The 20895-nt window shown below is 64.0% G+C and carries 19 protein-coding genes and 1 pseudogene; 14 read left to right on the top strand and 6 right to left on the bottom strand.

Annotation, left to right across the window (positions count from 1 at the left end):
• Positions 1 to 81: 81 nt before the first annotated feature.
• Positions 82 to 603, bottom strand: a complete 522-nt coding sequence (locus tag DXT74_RS13650; protein WP_194426223.1) for an ATP-binding protein — start codon at positions 601 to 603, stop codon at positions 82 to 84.
• Between the two features lie 222 nt (positions 604 to 825).
• On the opposite strand from DXT74_RS13650, the gene DXT74_RS13655 reads away from it, so the two are divergent.
• On the top strand, positions 826 to 1515 hold the full coding sequence (locus DXT74_RS13655; protein ID WP_194426224.1) for an SOS response-associated peptidase: 690 nt from the start codon (positions 826 to 828) through the stop codon (positions 1513 to 1515).
• A 56-nt stretch (positions 1516 to 1571) separates the two neighbouring features.
• Positions 1572 to 2319 (top strand): annotated as a pseudogene (locus DXT74_RS13660) (IS5 family transposase).
• Positions 2320 to 2372: 53 nt separating this feature from the next.
• Here the strand turns inward: DXT74_RS13660 and pgeF are convergent.
• Positions 2373 to 3128 carry a peptidoglycan editing factor PgeF gene (gene pgeF, locus DXT74_RS13665; RefSeq protein ID WP_194426225.1) on the bottom strand — a complete coding sequence of 252 codons (756 nt, stop codon included), beginning with the start codon at positions 3126 to 3128 and terminating at the stop codon, positions 2373 to 2375.
• Positions 3118 to 4221, bottom strand: coding sequence for a 23S rRNA pseudouridine(1911/1915/1917) synthase RluD (rluD, locus tag DXT74_RS13670; protein WP_194426226.1), 1104 nt, complete (start codon positions 4219 to 4221; stop codon positions 3118 to 3120). The genes pgeF and rluD overlap by 11 nt, the downstream gene beginning before the upstream one ends.
• Here rluD and DXT74_RS13675 point away from each other — a divergent pair.
• Together DXT74_RS13675 and DXT74_RS13680 are read left to right on the top strand one after the other, a co-directional pair.
• Positions 4220 to 5011 carry an outer membrane protein assembly factor BamD gene (locus tag DXT74_RS13675; protein ID WP_043631366.1) on the top strand — a complete coding sequence of 264 codons (792 nt, stop codon included), beginning with the start codon at positions 4220 to 4222 and terminating at the stop codon, positions 5009 to 5011. The two genes, rluD and DXT74_RS13675, sit on opposite strands and share 2 nt — an antisense overlap.
• 142 nt (positions 5012 to 5153) lie before the next feature.
• The gene (locus DXT74_RS13680) at positions 5154 to 6668 is read left to right on the top strand and encodes a hypothetical protein (RefSeq protein WP_194426227.1); all 1515 of its coding nucleotides are present in this window, start codon (positions 5154 to 5156) and stop codon (positions 6666 to 6668) included.
• Between the two features lie 59 nt (positions 6669 to 6727).
• Here the strand turns inward: DXT74_RS13680 and DXT74_RS13685 are convergent, their stop codons facing one another.
• Complete coding sequence (locus DXT74_RS13685) at positions 6728 to 7066, bottom strand: P-II family nitrogen regulator (protein ID WP_019100167.1); 339 nt, start codon at positions 7064 to 7066, stop codon at positions 6728 to 6730.
• Between the two features lie 148 nt (positions 7067 to 7214).
• Between DXT74_RS13685 and purL the strand changes: the two genes are divergently transcribed.
• Positions 7215 to 11174 (top strand): phosphoribosylformylglycinamidine synthase, encoded by a 3960-nt coding sequence (gene purL, locus DXT74_RS13690; RefSeq protein ID WP_194426228.1) that lies wholly within the window; start codon positions 7215 to 7217, stop codon positions 11172 to 11174.
• 85 nt (positions 11175 to 11259) lie between these two features.
• Here the strand turns inward: purL and DXT74_RS13695 are convergent, their stop codons facing one another.
• A complete protein-coding gene (locus DXT74_RS13695; RefSeq protein ID WP_039753440.1) occupies positions 11260 to 12180 on the bottom strand; it encodes a LysR family transcriptional regulator in 921 nt (306 codons plus the stop codon).
• 115 nt (positions 12181 to 12295) lie between these two features.
• On the opposite strand from DXT74_RS13695, the gene DXT74_RS13700 reads away from it, so the two are divergent.
• From DXT74_RS13700 to DXT74_RS13725, 6 genes are all read left to right on the top strand, one after another.
• Positions 12296 to 13060, top strand: coding sequence for a TSUP family transporter (locus tag DXT74_RS13700; RefSeq protein WP_196783762.1), 765 nt, complete (start codon positions 12296 to 12298; stop codon positions 13058 to 13060).
• 182 nt (positions 13061 to 13242) lie between these two features.
• Positions 13243 to 13533, top strand: coding sequence for a helix-hairpin-helix domain-containing protein (locus DXT74_RS13705; protein ID WP_114153456.1), 291 nt, complete (start codon positions 13243 to 13245; stop codon positions 13531 to 13533).
• On the top strand, positions 13533 to 14159 hold the full coding sequence (locus DXT74_RS13710; RefSeq protein ID WP_114153455.1) for a paraquat-inducible protein A: 627 nt from the start codon (positions 13533 to 13535) through the stop codon (positions 14157 to 14159). The genes DXT74_RS13705 and DXT74_RS13710 overlap by 1 nt, the downstream gene beginning before the upstream one ends.
• Entirely contained in the window at positions 14156 to 14773 is a 618-nt protein-coding gene (locus DXT74_RS13715) for a paraquat-inducible protein A (protein ID WP_043631927.1), read from the top strand. The genes DXT74_RS13710 and DXT74_RS13715 overlap by 4 nt, the downstream gene beginning before the upstream one ends.
• The gene (locus DXT74_RS13720; protein ID WP_194426229.1) at positions 14763 to 16391 is read left to right on the top strand and encodes an intermembrane transport protein PqiB; all 1629 of its coding nucleotides are present in this window, start codon (positions 14763 to 14765) and stop codon (positions 16389 to 16391) included. Before DXT74_RS13715 ends, DXT74_RS13720 begins: the two co-directional genes overlap by 11 nt.
• Positions 16388 to 16978 carry a membrane integrity-associated transporter subunit PqiC gene (locus DXT74_RS13725; protein WP_194426230.1) on the top strand — a complete coding sequence of 197 codons (591 nt, stop codon included), beginning with the start codon at positions 16388 to 16390 and terminating at the stop codon, positions 16976 to 16978. Before DXT74_RS13720 ends, DXT74_RS13725 begins: the two co-directional genes overlap by 4 nt.
• Here DXT74_RS13725 and DXT74_RS13730 read toward each other — a convergent pair.
• Positions 16968 to 18479 carry an amidase gene (locus DXT74_RS13730; protein ID WP_194426231.1) on the bottom strand — a complete coding sequence of 504 codons (1512 nt, stop codon included), beginning with the start codon at positions 18477 to 18479 and terminating at the stop codon, positions 16968 to 16970. The genes DXT74_RS13725 and DXT74_RS13730 overlap by 11 nt on opposite strands.
• Positions 18480 to 18672: 193 nt before the next feature.
• On the opposite strand from DXT74_RS13730, the gene DXT74_RS13735 reads away from it, so the two are divergent.
• The 3 genes from DXT74_RS13735 (at position 18673) to DXT74_RS13745 (ending at position 20800) form a co-directional block, all read left to right on the top strand.
• Positions 18673 to 19500, top strand: a complete 828-nt coding sequence (locus DXT74_RS13735; RefSeq protein ID WP_194426232.1) for a hypothetical protein — start codon at positions 18673 to 18675, stop codon at positions 19498 to 19500.
• Complete coding sequence (locus DXT74_RS13740; RefSeq protein WP_162788020.1) at positions 19497 to 19898, top strand: hypothetical protein; 402 nt, start codon at positions 19497 to 19499, stop codon at positions 19896 to 19898. The genes DXT74_RS13735 and DXT74_RS13740 overlap by 4 nt, the downstream gene beginning before the upstream one ends.
• A 173-nt stretch (positions 19899 to 20071) precedes the next feature.
• A complete protein-coding gene (locus tag DXT74_RS13745) occupies positions 20072 to 20800 on the top strand; it encodes a pseudouridine synthase (RefSeq protein ID WP_019100157.1) in 729 nt (242 codons plus the stop codon).
• The last annotated feature ends 95 nt before the right edge of the window (positions 20801 to 20895 follow it).

Consider the following 20895-nt stretch of genomic DNA (forward strand, 5'->3'; position numbering starts at 1 on the left):
CGCCGGCGGGTAAGCGGCCATCTTGCCAATGAAAAAACGCCGGCAAACCGGCGTTTTCCGCTGAGACGGCCAGGGGCCGGTTCAGGCCTCCGCGTTGTGGTGGGCGACTACGTTGAAGCCTTCCTGCGGGCTGGGCGGCACGAAGTAGCGGGTGATGTGGTCGAACTCCGCCTCGCTGACGCTGAACGGGTGGGCGCCCTTGGCGTTGCGCTGACGCAGCCGCGCCTTGCAGGCTTCGTCGCTGACGTCCAGCAGGTGCAGCTGATGCGCCGCACCGCTGGCGTCGATCAGCTCGCGCATCCAGCGGCGGCTGTCCAGTGTATTGGCCGGCATGTCCAGCACCACGGACAGGCCTTGGCGCAGCAGGGCGGCGATGTGGGCGGTCAGTGCCTGTTTGAGCGACTGCGAGCGGCGCACGTAGTCGGTCATGGTACGGATCTCGCCAGGGTAAAGCTGGGCCAGCCATTCGTCCTCGCTGATCAGTACGGTGCGAGCTTGTTTGGCCAGGTTGCGGGTCAAGGTGGACTTGCCCGCGGCGATCTTGCCGCAAACCAGATGCAGCGTCGCCGCGGCCGTGTCTTTGGATTGTTCATTGCTAGGCATGGCAGTCTCCTGGTGGTGGCTCATATGAAAAAACCCGCCGGGTGGGCGGGTTGCCGGGCTTCGTCTGGCCGCGCGCTAACCCGCCCCGAAACGGGCGTCGATCCAATCTTGGCTGGCATAGGGGACGAAACGGCGCATAGTGGGCTTATGGTCGCCGCTTGAGGCTTGCTTGTCAAACCGAGGCGGCGGGCCGGCCGCCGCAATATCCGGTAAACTGCGGCGATGTGCGTCAACTATCTATGTCCCAATCCCGATCAACTGCCGCTGTTCGGCGTGGAGCCTGGCGGGCTGGTCTGGCAGGAAGAGGCCTGGCAGGACTACGCCGCTCCCTTCATCGTGGCCGGCCGCCAGGGCCTGGAGCTGCGGCTGGGCAATTACGGGCTGGTGCCCAAGCGCCATCAACCGGACGGCCTGCGGTTGTCCACCACCAACGCGCGCTCGGAAACCGTGGCCGAGTTGAAAAACTTTCGCTACCCGTGGCGGGCCGGTCAGCGTTGCCTGGTGCCGATGCGGGCCTTCTTCGAACCTTCGTATGAAACCGGCCGCGCGGTGCGTTGGCGAATCGGCTTGGCCGACGATGCTCCGTTCGCGGTGGCTGGGTTGTGGCGGGCGTGGTCGGAGCCGGACGGCTCAATCAGCCACGCCTTCACTCAGTTGACGGTAAACGCCGAGGCGCACGCGCTGATGCGCCGCACGCATAAGCCGGAGGACGAAAAGCGTTCGCTGGTGATTGTCCGGCCGGGGGATTACCTGGCCTGGCTGACGGCGCGCCGCCCGGACGACGCGCATCGCTTGCTGCGGCTGTTTCCGGCGGAGGAGATGCGCGCCGAGGACGCGCCGCTGGCGCCGCGCCAGGGCGGGTCCAAGCCGGCGCCTCAGCCGCTGCCGCGTACATTGGGTTTATTCGACTGAGCGCCGGCAGCCTGTTCAAAGTCTCTGAATAGAGCGGAGTGTGAGAAAATCCAGAGGTGAGAAAAGGCTACCCAAGTGATATCAGTCGCGAACAATTTGAAGTGATCAGACCACTTCTGGAAAGTGCGCGTAAGAGAACAAGCCCCCGTCGAGTGGACTTGTATGGAGTGTTTTGTGCCGTGCTGTACCTGCTCCGAAGCGGCTGCCAATGGCGAATGCTTCCTGAAGCGTTTCCCAAATGGCGTACCGTCCATTCGTATTTCACCATGTGGAGTGAGCCGCGAGAAGGGGGCAGCCTGCTGGAGCAGGCGCTTAAAAAATCAGGTTGGCGCGGCCCGAGAGAAACTGGGGCGGAACGCTTGCAGCAGGTTCTTGATCGTGGACGCGCAGAGCGTGAAGAACACTGATACCACAGGGTTAAAAGGCTACGACGCAGGGAAGAAGGTCTCGGGTATCTAGTGCCATATTGTTGTGGGCACGCAGGGCCTGCCACATGCGGAGGCCGTGACTACCACGGAGGTAACAGACCGCAAAGGGGCGCTACAGGCGCTACGGCAATGTAAATCCAGATTGATTGGGGCTCAGAGCCTGCTGGCGGATAGTGGCCATGTCGGCAAACCCTTTGCTCAAGGCGTGAGCGAAATTCTGGAGGCGGACGTGACGGTGCAGATTGCCAAACGGAGCGAGCTACATACCTTCAAGGTGATGCCCAAACGCTGGGTTGTTGAGCGCAGCTTCGCTTAGTTGGAAAAGAGCAGAAGGCTGTGGAAGAACTGCGAGCGAAAACTCAATACCAGCTTGTAGTTCATACATTTAGCCTTCGTCGTCCTGCTGCTCAAAAGATCGTAAACAGATTCTTACTCCAGCCAGATCAGGCTGGCCATGCGGCCGGTCTCGCCGTCGCGGCGGTAGGAGAAGAAGCGCGCGCGGTCTATCACCGTGCATTCTTCGCCGCCGTAGATTTGTTCCACGCCGGCGGCGTTCAGGCGCTGGCGCGCCAGCGCGTAGATGTCGGCCAGGTATTTGCCGTCGCCAATGTCGCTGAAGGCGGCCGCGGCGGCCGGGTTGCGTTCCATGAAGGCGGCGCGCACTTCCGCGCCCACTTCAAAAGCATCCGGGCCGATGGCGGGGCCCAGCCAGGCCATCAGCCGCGCCGGGCGCTCGTTGCAGGCGGCCACGGCGGCTTCTATTACGCCGTCGCACAGCCCGCGCCAGCCTGCGTGGGCGGCGGCCACTACGGTGCCTTCGCTATTGCACAGCAAGAGCGGCAGGCAGTCCGCAGTCATCACCGCGCACACCGTGCCGGGCTGGCGGCTGAAGCTGGCGTCGGCGTCTGGGGGCTGGGCGCCCACCTCGGCCGCGTTCAGCACTGTCACGCCGTGCACCTGATTCAGCCAGGCCGGCTCCGCCGGCAGTTGTTGGCGCAGCAGCGTGCGGTTGGCGGCCACGGCGGCCGGATCGTCGCCCACGTGCAGGCCCAGGTTCAGGCTGTGAAAGGGCGCGGCGCTGACGCCGCCGTTGCGGGTGGTGATCAGGGTGCGCACATTGGGCGGCGCCGGCCAGTCGGCCTCCAGCCAGTCCGGCGCTTGCTTGGCGGACAGCTCAGCGGACATAGATTACCTCCACGTCGCCGTCGTCTTCTTCGTCCTCATCGTCCCATTCTTCGTCTTCCGCCTCGTCCAGCAACTGCGGCATCGGCGCGGCGTCGGCGGTGTCGCCGTCTCCGCGCAGCATGTCCAGCAGGTGGCGCAGGTCGTCCGGCAGCGGCGCTTTCCAGTTGCGCTCCTCGCCGCTGGCCGGGTGCACCAGGGTCAGCGAGTAAGCGTGCAGCGCTTGGCGGCCCAGCGCCTTGACCGCTGCGGCGATGTCTTCGTCCATCTTGTGCCGCAGGTTGCCGTAGATCGGGTCGCCGGCCAGCGGGTGGTTGGCTTCGCGCATGTGCACGCGGATCTGGTGGGTGCGGCCGGTTTCCAGCTTGCACTCGATATAGGAGTGGCTGGCGAAGCGCTCCAGCACCCGCACATGGGTGATGGCCTGTTTGCCGCCAAACTTCAGCACCGCCATTTTCAGGCGGTTGTGCGGGTCGCGGCCCATCTGGGTTTCGATGGTGCCGTCAAACGGCACGTTGCCGTCGGCGATGGCGCGATAGATGCGCTTGACGGTGCGCGCCTGCAATTGGCGGACCAGTTCGGTCTGGGCCGGCAGCGTCTTGGCCACCACCATCAAGCCGCTCGTGTCCTTGTCCAGCCGGTGCACAATGCCGGCGCGCGGCACTTGGGCCAGCGCCGGGCAATGGTGCAGCAGGCCGTTGAGCAGAGTGCCGCTCCAGTTGCCGGAGGCGGGGTGCACCACCAGGCCGGCCGGCTTGTTGATCACCAGAATGTGGTCGTCTTCAAAAATGATGGGCAAGTCCATGGCTTCCGGCTGGAAGGCCATCTCTTCGTTGCTGCGCATCAGAGTGACATCCAGCTTCTCGCCCCCCAGCACCTTGGTCTTGGGCGCGGCGGTTTTGCCGTCCAGCAGCACGTGGCCATCTTTGATCCATTGCGTAAGACGGCTGCGCGAGTATTCCGGCATCAATTTCGCCAGCGCGGCATCCAGCCGTTCGCCGCCCAGCGACAGCGGAACATCAAGTTGTTGTGTAGCGGATATCTCGTTTTCCGAGATGTCGCTATAATCGTCCGGGTCAAAGTAAGGATCAGTCATGAAAAGATACGTTGTCGCTGCAATGTTGGTGATGGGGCTTGCCGGTTGTGCAACCACGGAAACCTACGATGAGACTCGCGGCTGGACCGTGGAAAAGCTGTATTCGGAAGCGCATGATGAGTTGAACAGCGGCAATTATACCCGCGCTGTCAAGCTCTACGAAACGCTGGAAGCGCGTTTCCCTTACGGGCGTTACGCTCAGCAGGCGCAGATGGACCTGGCTTATACCCATTACAAGGATAACGAGCCGGAGCAGGCCATCGCCTCCGCCGACCGTTTCATCAAGCTTCATCCCACCCATCCAAACCTGGACTACCTCTATTATCTGAAAGGCTTGGTGTTTTACAACGATGATTCCGGCTTGCTGGCCAAATGGGCCGGCCAGGACATGAGCGAGCGCGATCCGCGCGCCGCGCGCGAGGCCTTCACCGCCTTCCGCGAACTGGTGACGCGCTTCCCCAACAGCATTTACAAGGAAGACGCCTCCAAGAAGATGGAGCGGCTGCTGGATGCGCTGGGCGGCAACGAGATGCACGTAGCCCGCTATTACATGAAGCGCGGCGCTTACCTGGCCGCCGCCAACCGCGCCCAGGGCGTGGTGAAGAACTACGCCAACACCAAGTACCCGGAAGAGGCGCTGGGCATCATGGTGGCGGCTTACGACAAGCTGTCCATGCCGCAACTGCGCGACGACGCCAAGCGCGTGCTGGCGCTGAACTACCCCAACAGCGAATACCTGAAAGAGGGCTGGTCCATTGAGGACATGCCGTGGTGGAAACTGTGGAAGTAAGCTGGCCTTGAATGGTTTGAAAGCCCCCGGATTCCGGGGGCTTTTTGTTTGATGCCGGGCAAGTTGCGCGGGGCCATGGTTTGAGGGCGATGCTTTTGGGATGGTAGGATCTCGCTCTTTAAGCTGATAATCATAATTAGTCATGTCCAAAACCTTCGCTTCCCTGTTGGTGCTGGCCGCCTTGTGCGCGCCGGTTGCCGCCGCCACAAAGCCAGACGTCGTCCTACTGAAAGAGCGTTACCCGGAAAAGCTGTCCTACGACGGCTCGGCGCAACTGCTGAGCGCCGGCGACGGCGAACTGAACGATTCCGTCATGGGCTTGATTGATGCGCTCAAGCTGCGTTTCCCTTGGCATGAGCTGTGGGCGTTGCGTTCGGCCAACGGCTTGACCTTGCGTCAGGGGCGAACGGAGGCGGCCTTGCCTTTGCCCAAGGGCAGTTATTTCACCACCAGCTATATGGCGATGTCGCGAGACGGCCTGACCTTGGCTTTTGGCACTGGCCGGGACGGCAAACTGGAGGCTGTGCGCTGGCGGCGCGGCGGCGCGCTGGAGACGCTGGTGCCTGCGGGCCAAGCCTGGCTGTCCGGCGTCACAGATATCAGCGCCGACGGCCGCACGGTGATTGGCTGGCTGCTGAGCGACGAAAAAGCGATGCTGCGCGGCTTCCAATGGGTGGAGGGCAAGGGGTTCAGCTTGTTGCCGGAACCCATGAGCCTGCCGCTGGTGCTGAGTGCGGACGGGGGGGTAACGGCCGGTCTTGCCTTGCGAGGCAATCTGGACATGTTGCGGCGGATGCGGCGCATGCAAGATTTCATGAACGAAAGCCCGCTGATGAGCGATGACGAGGTGACTAAGCTGCAAGTTTCCGGCGTCCATCCGGGGCGCGGGGATGTGGCCGGCTACTTCAAGCATGCCGACACCGGCGTTTGGCACGGCTTTGTCTGGAATCCGGACGAGGGCAAGCCAAGCCGGCGCGAGCCCTTGCCGTGGCAGGCCGAGGCGGAAGGCAAGACGGCTGACGCGCAAGTGCTGGCCTGGGCCGGCATGGGCGGCGAGGATGGCAATATCTTCATGGAGAGCGACGCCGTGCGTTGGCGTGCGGGCGAGGGCGTCAGCGTGATCCGCGCCAAGTCCGTGCTGGAGAGTTTGTCCGCGGATGGGCGCACGGTTTTTGTGTCCTTTAACCGGGAAAGCGACCATAGCCGCGCCTTCGTGCAAGTCTCGCCGGAGGGCGAGGTGGATCTGGAGGCGGCGGTGCGCGCGGAAACTCGCAAGGAGAGCCTGGGGATGTTCTTGCGCTCGGTCTCCGAGGATGGCCGCTACTTATGGCTGAACTCGTTCACGGCAGACGGGACGTTCCCGCTGCGCTTGGAAAACGGCAAGCTGGCGCCGTTCTCGCCGGTGATCGATGATCTGACGTTGACCGCTTTTAGTCAGGACGGTCGCGTGGTGGCGGGTACCTCCACCCAGCCGGAGCAGGGCGGCTACGCCACTTTACGCTGGCGTTTTGGCGCGCCGAAGACACAGCGCCTGTTCTGCCCGGGCGAGGAGCGGAGCAGCAGCCATATCGTCATGTCCGGTGATGGCAAGGTGGTGGCAGCGGGTCAGGAGAAGCACGGCAAGGTGCATACTTGCCTGTTCGGGCCTTTGGATTAAATGACAAGGCCCCGCGGAACGGGGCCTTGGAGCGTGGGTTCCAGCGCTTGCCGGTGGACTTAGATCGCCTGCTCGTTGGTTTCGCCGGTGCGGATGCGCACCACTTGCTCTACCGGGGTGACGAAGATCTTGCCGTCGCCTATCTTGCCGGTGCGGGCGGTGGCGACGATGGTTTCGATGGCGCGTTCCACCAGGTCGTCCGGCAGAATCACTTCCACTTTCACCTTGGGTAAAAAGTCCACCACGTATTCGGCGCCGCGGTAGAGCTCGGTATGGCCCTTTTGGCGGCCAAAGCCCTTGACCTCGGTAACGGTCAGGCCGTTGATGCCCAGTTCGGACAAGGCTTCGCGCACCTCGTCCAGTTTGAACGGCTTGATCACGGCTTCAACCTTTTTCATGCTGGAAGCTCCTTGCTGATGAGATGAAATGCTATTCGGATGAGGATTATTTTATTAAGCGGCGGGCATCCGGGCAATTAGCCGCTTAAAACAAACAGTGAATTGCTGTATTATGACGCGCTTTCCTGATACTTGTCGCGGGTGTCTAATGTCTTACCTTACCAAGCTCCGTGGCGGCGTTGCGCTGTCGCCGTTCCGTCTTGAAAAACTGCTTTCCGCAGCCGCCGAAGCCGGGCTGCCGGATCTCAGCATCAGTGCCGAATTCTGGCATTTCGCCGAAAGCGAAACCGAACTGACGTTGGAAGAGCAGGCCACCTTGGGCAAGTTGCTGAGCTACGGCGAAGCGCCGTTGGCCGGCCAGCCGGATGGCGAACTGTTTCTGGTGACGCCGCGATTGGGCACTTTGTCGCCCTGGGCCTCCAAGGCCACTGATATCGCCCAGCACTGCGGGCTGGGAGGGATTCTCCGCATCGAACGCGGCACCGCCTTCTGGGTTAAGTCCGCACAATCATCTTTAAATGAAGAGGCTCGTCATATTTTGACGGGCCTCTTGCACGATAGGATGACGGAAACGGTGCTGCCGTCGCTGGACGACGCCGCGCGCCTGTTTGTCCATCAAGATCCGCAGCCGATGACGTCGGTGGACATCCTCGCCGGCGGCCGCGCGGCGCTGGAGGCAGCCAACGCCGATCTGGGCCTGGCCCTGTCCGAGGACGAAGTGGATTACCTGGTGGAAAACTTCACCAAGATGCGGCGCAACCCCACCGATGTGGAATTGATGATGTTTGCGCAGGCCAACTCCGAGCACTGCCGCCACAAGATCTTCAACGCCAAATTCATCATCGACGGCGAAGAGCAGGAAAAGTCGCTGTTCCGCATGATCCGGGACACCCACGACGCCAATCCGCAAGGCACGCTGGTGGCGTACAAGGACAACGCCTCGGTGATCGAAGGCGCTTTCATCGAGCGCTTCTACCCGCAGCCGGAAGGCCACGCTTACGCTTACCACAGCGAACCCACCGATATCCTGATGAAGGTGGAGACGCACAACCACCCGACGGCGATTTCACCGTTCGCCGGCGCATCCACCGGCAACGGCGGCGAGATCCGCGACGAGGGCGCCACCGGCCGCGGCTCGCGCCCCAAGGCCGGCATGACCGGCTTCACCGTGTCCAACCTGAACATTCCGGGCTTTGTGCAGCCGTGGGAGCGTTACAGCGACACGGCGGCGCAGTACGGCAAGCCGGAGCGCATCGCCTCCGCCTTGCAGATCATGCTGGAAGGCCCGATCGGCGGCGCGGCGTTTAACAATGAATTCGGCCGCCCCAATCTGACCGGCTATTTCCGCACCTTCGAAGAAGAGGTGGAAGGCGAGATGCGCGGCTATCACAAGCCGATCATGATCGCCGGCGGCCTGGGCAACATCCAGCAGCAGCAAATTCACAAGAACGAGATTCCGGAAGGCGCGCTGCTGATTCAGCTGGGCGGCCCCAGCTTGCTGATCGGCCTGGGCGGCGGCGCGGCTTCGTCGATGGACACCGGCGCCAACAGCGCGGACTTGGACTTTGACTCCGTGCAGCGCGGCAACCCGGAAATCGAACGTCGCTGTCAGGAAGTGATCGACCGCTGCTGGCAGATGGGCGACGCCAACCCCATCGTGTCCATTCACGACGTGGGCGCCGGCGGCCTGTCCAACGCCTTTCCGGAGCTGGTGAACGACGCCGGCCGCGGCGCCGTCTTCCATTTGCGCAAAGTGCATCTGGAAGAAAAGGGCATGACGCCGATGCAGATCTGGTCCAACGAGTCGCAGGAGCGCTATGTGATGGCGGTGCTGCCGCAGGACCTGGAGCGCTTCAGCGCGCTGTGCGAACGCGAGCGTTGCCCGTTCGCGGTGCTGGGCGTGGCTACCGACGACGGCCATCTGCAAGTGCGCGACGATCACTTCGACAACAATCCGGTGGACATGCCGCTGGAGGTGCTGTTGGGCAAGCCGCCGCGCATGACCCGCGACGTGACCACCCGCGAGCGCGATTTGAGCATCTTCGATGCTTCGCGCTTTGAACTGAAGGAAACCGCGTTGCGCGTGCTGCGCAACCCGACGGTGGCGGACAAGTCCTTCCTGATCACCATCGGAGACCGCACCGTGGGCGGCATGACCGCGCGGGATCAAATGGTGGGTCGCTGGCAGGTGCCGGTGGCGGATGTCGCCGTCACCACCATGGGCTTCAACACCTATCGCGGCGAAGCGATGGCAATGGGTGAACGCACGCCCACCGCCTTGTTCGACGCGCCGGCCTCCGGCCGCATGGCGATAGGCGAGGCGTTGACCAATATCGCCGCGTCCTTCGTCGGCCACCTGGGCAACGTCAAACTGTCCGCCAACTGGATGGCCGCCGCTGGCCACCCGGGCGAGGAAGCGCGTCTGTACCGCACGGTGGAAGCGGTGTCCAAGCTGAGCCAGGACCTGGGCATCAGCATCCCTGTGGGCAAGGATTCCTTGTCGATGAAGACGGTGTGGGAAGAGGCCGGCGAGAAGAAGGCCGTGACCGCGCCGCTGTCGCTGATCATTTCCGCTTTTTCCCCGGTGGAAGACGTGCGCAAAACCGCCACGCCGGAGCTGAAAGAGGACAAGGACACCGACCTGATTCTGATCGATCTGGGCTACGGCCGCTGCCGTTTGGGCGGCTCCATTTACGGCCAGGTGTGGAAAGCGATGGAGGGCAAGGCGCCGGACGTGGAGAGCCCGCACCAGTTGGCGGCCTTCTTCAACACCGTGCAGACGCTGTTGCGCGACGATATGTTGCTGGCCTACCACGACCGTTCCGACGGCGGCCTGTTCGTGACCTTGTCGGAAATGATGTTCGCCGGCCATATCGGCGTCACCATCGATCTGCAGGAACTGGTGATCGAGCGCAAGAACACCCAGCGCATTATCGACGACTTCGTTCAGCCTACTCAGGAAGCCGCCACCCATGGCCGCCTGATGCGGGTGCTGTTCAATGAAGAGCTGGGCGCGGTGTTGCAGGTGAAGAAATCCGACACGCCGGAGGTGATCTCGCGCTTCATGAAGGCCGGCATCGGCCGCGAGCTGTTTGTGATCGGCCGCGTCAACAACAAGGATCGCCTGGTCATCAAGCACCGCGGCGTGGAGCTGTTCAACGAGAGCCGTTCCGATCTGCATCGCGAGTGGTCCGAGACCAGCGCCCGCATGCAGCGCCTGCGCGACAATCCGGCGTGCGCAGACAGTGAGCATCTGCTGCGCTCCAGCCCGAAAGCGCCGGGCCTGAGCGCCAAGCTGAGCTTTGACGTGCACGCCGATCCGGCGGCGCCTTTCATCGCCAGCGGCGCGCGTCCGCGCCTGGCGGTGCTGCGCGAGCAGGGCGTCAACGGTCAGTTGGAGATGGCGGCGGCTTTCGACCGAGCCGGTTTCGACACCGTGGACGTGCACATGAGCGACATCATCAGCGGTCGCGTGTCGCTGGCGGACTTCAAGGGCTTGGCCGCCTGCGGCGGCTTCAGCTACGGCGACGTGCTGGGCGCCGGTGAGGGTTGGGCCAAGAGCATTCTGTTCAATCCGCGCGCGCGCGAGCAGTTCGAGGCCTTCTTCGGCCGCGCCGACACGTTCGCGCTGGGCGTGTGCAACGGCTGCCAGATGATGTCCAATTTGTCGTCCATCATTCCGGGCGCGGAGCACTGGCCGAAGTTCCATCGCAACGCTTCCGAGCAGTTCGAGGCGCGCTTCGCCATGGTGGAAGTGACGGCTTCGCCGTCCATCTTCTTGTCCGACATGGCGGGCAGCCAGCTGCCGGTGGTGGTCAGCCACGGCGAAGGCCGCGCGGTATTCGCGCCTGGCGCGCAGGAGCAGGCGCTGACGGCGTTGCGCTACGTCGATTTTGACGGTCGCGCCACTCAAACCTATCCGCTGAACCCCAACGGTTCGCCGGCCGGCATTACCGGGGTGACCACGGCCGATGGCCGCTTCACCATCATGATGCCGCATCCGGAGCGGGTGTTCCGCACGGTGCAGAACAGCTGGCATCCGGCGGACTGGGGCGAGAACGGCGGCTGGTATCGGATGTTCGCCACCGCTCGCCGCTGGGTGGGCTGAGCGGCAAGCTCACGGCGGGCCGTTTGTCCGGCCCCGCCTGGCGTTATATGCGAACGGAAGCTTTGGCTTCCGTTTTTTTTTGGTTTCAGCGCGCCTTAAGCCCGTGGCCGGCGTCGCGGGCGGCCGCGCGCACGGCTTCCAGCAGCAGCCGGGCTTTGCGCGGGATGCGGCGGTTGGCGAAGACGGCGTGCATTTGCGGGTTGTCGCCGTGGCTGGAGACGATGCGGTAGTCCGGGCACAGCCGCAGTAGTTGGCCGGAGCGGACCAGCGGCTCGGCCAGCCAGTCTCCCAGGCGGGCGACGCCCAGGCCGGCCAGCACGGCGTTGAGCACGGCGCTGCCGGAGCTGACGCGGTGCCAGGGCGTGAGATTGAGGCTGAGCTGATGGCCGGCGGAGATAAAGTTCCAGGCTTTCAGCACGCGCGGCGCGGAGTGGATCACCACCCGGTGTTCCGGCAATTGTTCCGGCGTTTGCGGAGCGCCATGGCGGGCGACATAGTCCGGGCTGGCGTAGAGGTGGCGCTGATAATCCCACAGCGGGTAGCCGATCAGCTCGCTGGAGGCGGGGAAGGCGCCGCGGATGCTGAAGTCCAGCTTTTCACGGATCGGGTCCAAGATGGTGTCGCTGTACAGCACGTCGAAGCGCAGTTCCGGGTTGGCGTCGGCCATGCGCGCCAGCACCGGCGGCAGCAGCGCGTGGCTCATCGCCTCCGGCGCGGAAAAACGCAGCAGGCCGCGCGGGGCCTCGCTCAAGGCGGCCAGCTCGTCTTCGGCTTCTTCCTGCAGGTCCAGCATCTTGCGCGCGGAGACGTAATAGCTTTCGCCGGCCAAGGTCAGGTTGACCTGTTTTTGCGAGCGCGCCAGCAAGCTGCCGCCCAGCGCTTCTTCCAGCGCCTGTACCGCGCGGGTGACGCTGCTGGGCGAGGTGCCCAGCTGGCGCGCGGCGGCGACAAAGCTTTTTCTTTCCACCACCGCGCAGAATACGCGCAATTCCCACAGCGATTTCATCCCGACCTCGGTCACCTTGATTGCGATTTTCGCAATACGGTATTGCAAACACGGGCCGCTGGCAAGGCATAGAATCTTGTCCTAACTGTAAGCGGCACGGAGCCGGGAGAAGTGAATGCTGTTGACCTTGAGTTTTCTGTGTGTGATTTCCTTTGCCGCCGGCCTGGTGGACGCGGCGGTGGGCGGCGGCGGGCTGATCCAGATTCCGGCCTTGTTCAGCGCCTTGCCCAATCTGGCGCCGGCCACGGTGTTCGGCACCAATAAGCTGGCCGCGGCGATGGGCACGCTGTCCGCCGCGCGTTCTTATCTGAAGCGGGTCCGGGTGCCGTGGCGCTTGGTGTTGCCGGCGGCGGCGGCGGCCTTCTTCATGTCCATCGCGGGCGCGGCCACAGTCAGCTTGATCGACAAAGCGGTGTTGCGGCCCATGGTGCTGGCGCTGCTGGTGGTGATGGCGGTGTACACCTTGTGGAAGAAGGATTTCGGTTCCCTGCACAAGCCGGTGGCGATAGGGCGGCGCGAGATGGCGATAGGCATGGCCATCGGCGGCGCGATCGGTTTTTACGATGGCCTGTTCGGCCCCGGCACCGGCAGCTTCCTGATGTTTTTGTTTATCCGCTTTTTCGCCTTCGACTTTCTGCACGCTTCGGCATCGGCCAAGGTGGTGAACCTGACCACCAACTGCGCCGCCTTGCTCTTCTTCATTCCCGCCGGCCACGTGCTGTTCCAGTACGCGCTGCCGATGGCGGCCTGCAATATGGCCGGGGCGATGGTGGGAAGCTGGGTGGCGATGAAGAAAGGCACGGGCTTTGTGCGGGTGTTGTTCCTGTTGCTGACCAGTACGCTCATCCTCAAGCTGGGCTGGGACATCTTCCACGGTTGATCCGCTGTGCAAGGCTGGCCGCGCTTTGGCGGTACGGCTTGGGAAGGGCGTTAAACGCCGCTTTCCCGGCCGCCTTGTTTTTGTCCTCGCGACCTTGAGCAGGCATCGAGGCCAAGCCTGCTTTTGAACTCTGGCGCGGCGTCCTTTATCATGCGGGATGTCCTGACCCTCGCCGAGAGTTTATGCACCCATCACGTTGTCCGCCCCCCGCGCGGGCGCGGCATTTGCGCGAGCTGCCCAATATCGGCCCCAGCCTGGCCGACGACCTGCGCCTGCTCGGCATTGAGCTGCCGTCGCAGTTGCGCGGCGCCGAGCCTTTGCGACTTTATCATCGTTTGTGCGAATTGACCGGAACCCGGCAGGACCCGTGCGTGCTGGATACGCTGATGTCGGTGGTGCACTACATGGACACCGGCGAGGCGCGGCTGTGGTGGAGCTTTACCGCGGAACGCAAGGCGAAGGGCGGTTACTGATGTCGCGGCCGGATGCGGATTCCAAACTGGCGGCCTGCCATGATTGCGACTTGCTGATGCGGGTGCCGTTGAGGGGCGAGGGGCGGGCCTGCTGCCCGCGCTGCGGCGCGCTGGTGCGCCATTACGGCGCGCAGCGACAGGATGCCGAACTGGCCTTGCTGTTGACCGGGGTGATCGCCTTTCTGTTGGCCAACGTCTATCCGGTGGTGACGCTGGAGGCCGCCGGGGCCCGCAGCGCGGCCACCTTGTGGCAGACGGTGGTGGCTCTGGAGCGCCAGGGCATGCTGTCGGTGGCCATGCTGGTGATGTTCACCGGCATTGTGATGCCGTCGCTGGAGCTGGGCAGCATGCTTTACGTGCGGCTGCCGCTGGCCTTCGGTCATGTGCCGCGCGGCTTTCCCTGGCTGATGCGGCTGAAGATATTGACCCGTCCGTGGTGCATGGTGGAGGTGTTTCTGTTGGGCATCCTGGTGTCTTTGGTGAAGCTGGTCAGCCTGGCCACCGTGCACGTGGGCGTGGGCCTGATGGCCTTGTTCGCCTTGATCATGCTGATGGCGGCCACCGCCAGCCGTTTCAATCCGGAAGATTTGTGGGAGCGTTATCAGCAATGTCGGGCTACCGCGTGAAAACCGCCGTCCAGTCCGGCCTGTGGCTGTGTCACGGATGTGGCTTGTTATGCCGCGCCGGCGAAGGCGCTCAATCCTGCCCGCGCTGCCATGCCGCTCTGCACTCGCGCAAGCCGCACAGCCTGCAGCGCAGCTGGGCTCTGCTGCTGGCGGCGATGGTGGCCTATCTGCCCGCCAACCTGCTGCCTATCATGGAAACCTCCACCATCATGGGCATGCAGAACGACACCATCATGAGCGGGGTAGTGTATTTGTGGAAGTCCGGCTCCTGGCCGCTGGCGCTGGTGGTATTCACCGCCAGCGTGCTGGTGCCGCTGTTGAAAATTCTGGCCTTGTTGTTATTGCTGGCGACGGTACAGTTGGGTTCCGGCTGGGCGCCGCGGCAGCGGACGCGGTTGTATCGGGTGGTGGAGGTGATAGGCCCGTGGTCGATGTTGGATATTTACGTGGTGGCCCTGATGGTGGCATTGGTGCAATGGCAGTCGCTGGCGTCGATCAAGGCCGGGCCGGGGGCCATAGCTTTTGGCGCGGTGGTGGTGCTGACCATGGTGGCGGCGATGAGTTTCGATCCCAGGCTGATCTGGGATCAGGTAAAGGAAGACGATGAGCAGTGATCAACCCGAAAACCCGGCCGCAGCCGGCGAGGATTTGCCGGCCGCGGTGCCGGTGAAGCGGCGGCGCTGGTCGCCGTCGCTGGTGTGGCTGATTCCTGTGGTGGCGGCGGTGATCGGCGGCTGGCTGGCGGTGAACGCGGTCTTGTCGCGCGGGCCCACCATCACCATCGCCTTTCAGAACGCGGAAGGGCTGGAAGCCGGCAAGACCCGGATCAAGTACAAGGACGTGGAGATCGGCGAGGTAAAGGCGGTGTCGGTGAGCCCGGATCGTCAATCCATTCTGGTGACCGCGGAGCTGAGCAAGAAGGTGGACGATTACCTGGTGGCGGACAGCCGCTTCTGGGTGGTTCGGCCCCGTATTTCCGGCGGCAGCGTGTCTGGTCTGGGCACGGTGCTGGGCGGCTCCTACATCGGCATGGACGTGGGCAAGAGCAAGGAGCGCCGCACCGAGTTCAAGGGTCTGGAAGTGCCGCCCATCATCAACGCGGACTTGCCGGGCAAGATGTTCGTGTTGCGTTCCGACAACCTGGGCTCGCTCAACGCCGGCTCGCCGGTCTATTTCCGGCGCGTGCCGGTGGGGCAGGTGGTGGGCTATGAACTGGACCCGGCGGGCAGCGCGGTGAAGCTGTCGGTTTTCATTAACGCGCCTTACGATCACTTCGTTACCGTCAACAGCCGCTTTTGGCACGCCAGCGGCATCGACGTGGCCATCGGCGCCAACGGTTTGAGCGTCAATACCCAGTCATTGGCGGCGATCGCCTTGGGCGGCATCGCCTTCGAAACTCCGCTTAGCGATGGGCCGGACAAGGGGCCTGACGCCAAATACTTATTCTTGCTCAACGAAACCCGAGAGAAGGCGCTGCAGAACCGCGACCGCGAAACCCAATCCTTCCGACTGAAGTTCCGTCAGTCGGTGCGGGGCCTGACCGTGGGCGCGCCGGTGGATTTCCGCGGGATTACATTTGGCGAGGTCACCGCCATCGGCATCGAATACGCGCCGGCGCGCAAGGACTTCGACATGACGGTGGATATCCGCACCTATCCCAGCCGGCTCAACACCCTGTCCGGCGACCACAGCCTGTCGGCCAAGATTTCCGTGGAGTCGCTGGTGCGCAACGGCCTGCGCGCTCAACTGCGCTCCGGCAGCCTGATCACCGGTCAGCTTTACGTGGCGCTGGACTTCTTCCCCGAGGCCAAGCCGGCCAAGGTGTCGGTGCGCAACGGCATGACCGAGCTGCCGACGCTGCCGGGCGACCTGGAAGAGCTGCAGCGGGTGTTGCAGCGCATTGCGCGCCGCCTGGACAAGGTGCCGTTCGACAGCATAGGCGCGGAATTGAATCAATCGTTGAAATCGCTGCACCAGACGCTGGACGGCATGCGCAAACTGTCCGAGAACATGGACGGCAAGGTGTTGCCGCAGGCGGTGAAAACGCTGGAGGACCTGCAAAAGACGTTGGAAAGTACGCGTCAGGCGATGCAGGCGGATTCGCCGCTGCAGCAGGACGTGCGCGCCGCCGCGCAAGAGGTGTCGGAAACCGCGCGCAGCTTCCGCGCACTGGCCGATTACCTGGACCGCCATCCGGAGGCGTTGATACGCGGCAAGGGAGAGAAAAAATGAAGTCCATCGCGTTGAGTCTGATCATGCTGGCGCTGCTGAGCGCCTGCGCCTCGCCGCCCACCACCTTTCACCAGCTGCGGCCGGCGCTGCCGGCGGCGGCCAATCCCGCGCAAGGCGTCAGCGTCATGGTGGGTCCAGCCTCGCTGCCGGCCGGGCTGGAGCGGCCGCAACTAGTGGTGGAGGATGCGGTAGGCAATGTCGAGTTGCTGGATCTGCAGCGCTGGGCCGGGCCGCTGGACCGCATGCTGACGCAAGCCGTGGCGGCGGATGTGTCCCGCGCTCTGGGCTTGGCCAGCGTGTACGCTTATCCGCAGCCGGGCATGGGCGGAGGGGATGTCCGCTTATTGCTGGATGTGCGCCAACTGCGGCTGAGGCCGGGGCGCGACGCCTCGCTGGAAGTGGCGTGGCAGGCCCTGCCGGCACAGGGCGACAAGAAACCGCTGGCCAGCGGTTATTTCCAGCAGAGCCGGCCCTTGGCGACGAATGACGCGGCAGCGGCCGTGGCCGGCCTGCAGGCGCTGGTGACCGAGCTGAGCCGCCGCGTGGCCGACGAGCTGGGGCCCGCCCTGGCGGGATTCAAGGGCTAGGCGGCGCCGGCGGACGCCGGTGCGCCCATGGACGCGCCTGTTCCAGCTGGCGCGCGAGTTGAAGCAGCGTGAGATCGTCGCCGCAGCGCGCGACGAATTGCACGCCTATGGGCAGCCCCGCCTGATTCCAGTGCAGCGGCACGCTCATCGCGGGCTGTCCGCTCATATTGAAGGGAATGGTCCAGCCCAGGTACTCCATCAGGCGGCGCGAGATGGCCGGGATCAACTGACCGAAGCGCAAGGTCCAGTCCCAGCCCAGCTTGCCCAGCATCCAGCGCGAGATCGCGGCCTCGGCCGCGCTGGGCCCCAGGCCGCCGACCAGGGCGGGCGGCTGATTCAGCGTAGGGGTCGCCAGCACGTCGTAGCGCTGATGAAAGGTCTCCATGATCCTGGCCTGCTCCCAGGCGAAACCGCGCGCCCAGGCCAGCTCACCGGCGCTGAGGCGCTCGCCGTAGCGCGCCAGCGCCCAGCTGGCCGCCTCCAGTTGCTCGTGACGCGCCGGCTTGCCGGTGCGGTGCTCGATGTCGCGCACCAGTCCCGCCATTTCCCCGCAGATGATCGTCAGCATGGCGCGGTTGTACTCCTCCGGAGACGCCAACGGCGGCGCCGCTTCTTCCACCTTATGCCCCAGATCGGCCAGCAAGGCCAATGCGCCGTCCAGCGCGGCGGCGCAATCCGGGTGCAGCGCGCCGCCCAGAATGGGGCGCTTGCTCCAGGCGATGCGCAGTTTGCCGGGCTCGCGTTGGTGCGCGGCGAAGAAGCTTTGCTCCGGCGCAGGCCAGTAATAAGCCTCGCCGCCGCGCGGACCGCCGGCCAGCAAATCCAGCATTGCCGCGCTGTCGCGCACGCTGCGCGTCAACGCGTGTTGGCAGACCAGGCCTTGCCAGCCCTCGCTGTAGTCCGGCCCGGCCGGGCCGCGGCCCCGGGTGGGCTTGAGGCCGAACACGCCGCAGTTGGAGGCGGGGATGCGGATGGAGCCGCCGCCGTCGCCGCCGTGGGCGATGGGCACGATGCCGGCGGCCACCGCGGCCGCCGAGCCGCCGCTGGAGCCGCCGGGCGTCCGGCTCAGATCCCAGGGGTTGCGGCTGAGGCCGTAGACTTCGGATTCGGTGTAGGGGCTGAGGCCCAGTTCCGGGGTGGCGGTTTTGCCGATGAAGATCAGGCCGCCCTGGCGGTAGCGCTGGATAATGTCTGCGTCGCGCGGCGCGGTATAGCCGTCAAACAGGCGGCTGCCGTTGCGGGTGGGGACGCCGGCGATATCGGCCAGCAAGTCCTTGATCAAGACTGGGCTGCCAGCGAGCGGGCCGCCGCCCTGCGGCTGCGCCAATTGCGTTTGGGCTAGTTCCGGCAGCGGCAGGCACACCGCGTTCAGCGCCGGATTCCACCGTTCCAGCCTGGCTTGGGCGGCCGCCGTCGCCTCGCTGGCGGCAATCTCGCCGCGGGCGATCAGCTGGGCCAGGCCGATGCCATCGTAGTCTTCATATTCTTTGAAACAGATCATGTCTGCCTCCTGAAATTTGCATGGAATGGTGGGGCCTTTTCGCTGTTTGCCATTGTAATGAAATGTTGTGCATTGTTGTTCAGGCCGCAACAAAATAAAATCGAATACGCATATTGTTTGGTTGCTTTAATGCTTTTTAAATTAGAAGGGGGTGGCAATGCCGAATGGAAAAAGGCGCTCTTGCATTGCTCTTATGCTGGCCATGCTGGCGACCGGCGCGCTGGCTGCCGAGACGCCCCGGCGTTTGCGCGCCCAAGGCAAGGAGTCTGTGTATGCGTATGCCGAGTTGGCCAAGGGCAGGGAGGTGTTTGACGCCTTCCGCGCGCTGGCTCCGGGCGCCGAGCTGCGCTACCGCCTTTATCCGCACCCGCCGCGGCAGGGCGTGAGCCTGTCTTGGCGCGATGGCGGCAACATCAGGGGGCTGGTGCGCCTGGCCGGCGACAACAGCTTCACCATGGCGCAACTGTCGGGGCTGGAACGGCGCAACGCCTGGCTGGTGGCCAGCTTGTCGCCCGCGGAGCTGAGCTGGCGGCCGGTGGTGCGCAGCAGCGGCCTGCCGGCCAACGTCCGGCGACTGGGCGATTTGCGGTTGGAGTGCCTGGTGGGCGCGCAGGGTCGGGTCAGTCTGCGCGATGAGCGCAAAATAGCCTGCCTGCCGCCGCCCAATGCCACGTGTCAGGATGATGTGGTGGCGTGCGCGCGGCGCGCCTCGGTGGTCTTGGGCGAGGCCATGCTCAAAGGGCTGACGCGCTTGCAGGGGGAGAAGAACCCCTATGAGCAAGGGAGCGCCCAGTATCTATTCATCGCGGACAAGCCGGTGTTCAGCGTCACGCTGCAGGAGGGCGGCCGGCAGTTCACCCTGCCGGCGATCTGGCTGTATGGCCGCGCCGAACCGTTTACGCCGTTTTTCCAGTGGCCGTATCCGCGCGAATATTTGTACTCGGTGCCGCTGGAGGTGGGCGAGTGGTCCGATGACGCCCTGGTGGAGCTGGAACCCATGGTGGCGGAGGGCGGCAAATGAGGTTGGGATGGATATTGGCCTTGGGTTGCGCTTGCTGGCTGAGCGCGTGCGTCAGCAACGGCAGCCAGCATTTGGAGGGCGTGGATGAGCCAGCGGTGAAGCGCGTGTTGCAGCGCGGCGGCGGGCGGCACGAAGTGCTGGCGGCTTTTGGCGAGCCGCAGGACAAGATCAAGTTCGCTAATGAGCGCGAACTGTGGGTCTACAGTTACATCCAGTACCGGGCGCAATTGCAGAACTTCACTGATCTGGCGCCCTTGATCGGCGCGCAGAATCGCTTCGACAAAGAGCTGGTGCTACTGTTCGACCCCGGCGGCAAGGTGCTGCAATGGCGGCTGTCCACCCGCGAGGAAGTGCGGGGCACCGGCTTGCTGAACCAGCCGCTGCCGGACGAGCGCTGAAGGGCGGCGCGGATGCCGCGTAGCCAGTTGCGGCGGCATCCCCTACAATACGGCCAAATGCAACAGCGGACTTGCCGGTGGTTGCGGGTTGCCCGGTCGCCTGTCTTGGGTTGAAGAGACGGGGCGGGCGCCGCAGCGGTCGCAAGCCGCTTTTTTTATTACGGAACGAAATGATGGAACCAGTGCGCCTGTCGAAACGCATGGCCGAGTTGGGGCTGTGCTCGCGCCGCGAGGCCGATAGCTATATCGAACAAGGGTGGGTGAAAGTGGACGGCGAGGTGGCCGTTCTCGGACAGAAAGTGCTGCCGCACAATCTGATCGAGGTGGATAAGAAGGCCCAGGACGCGCAGGCCTCGCGCGTCACCATCCTATTGAACAAACCCATGGGCTATGTGTCCGGACAAGCCGAGGACGGCTACGAGCCGGCGGTGGTGCTGGTCAAGCCGGAGAACCAGTGGACGGAGGACAAGAGCCGTCGCCGGTTTTCCCCGCAGCATTTGAAAGGGCTGGCGCCGGCCGGCCGTCTGGATATCGACTCGGTGGGCCTGCTGATCCTGACCCAGGACGGCCGAGTGGCCAAGCAGCTTATCGGCGAGAACTCCAGCGTGGACAAGGAGTACCTGGTGCGCGTGGAAGGCGAACTTTCCGACGAAGGTTTGCGTCTGCTCAATCATGGTCTGGAGCTGGATGGTAAAAAATTGCTGCCTGCCACGGTGGCATGGCAGAACGAGGACCAGTTGCGCTTTGTGCTGCGCGAAGGCAAGAAACGCCAGATTCGCCGCATGTGCGAGCTGGTGGGGCTGCGCGTGGTGGGTCTGAAGCGGATTCGCATCGGCAAGGTCAAGCTGGGCAATCTGCCCACCGGCCAATGGCGCTATCTGCGCGACGACGAATCATTTTAATCCGGCCGGATGGTCGGCTGTTAGAACGTGTTGACGATCTTGCGAGCAAGGGCGAGACGGCGTGCGCGCCGCGTCGCGAAGCGGATCGTGAACAG

The sequence above is a fragment of the Chromobacterium sp. Rain0013 genome (assembly GCF_015291765.1).
Lineage (GTDB): Bacteria > Pseudomonadota > Gammaproteobacteria > Burkholderiales > Chromobacteriaceae > Chromobacterium > Chromobacterium haemolyticum.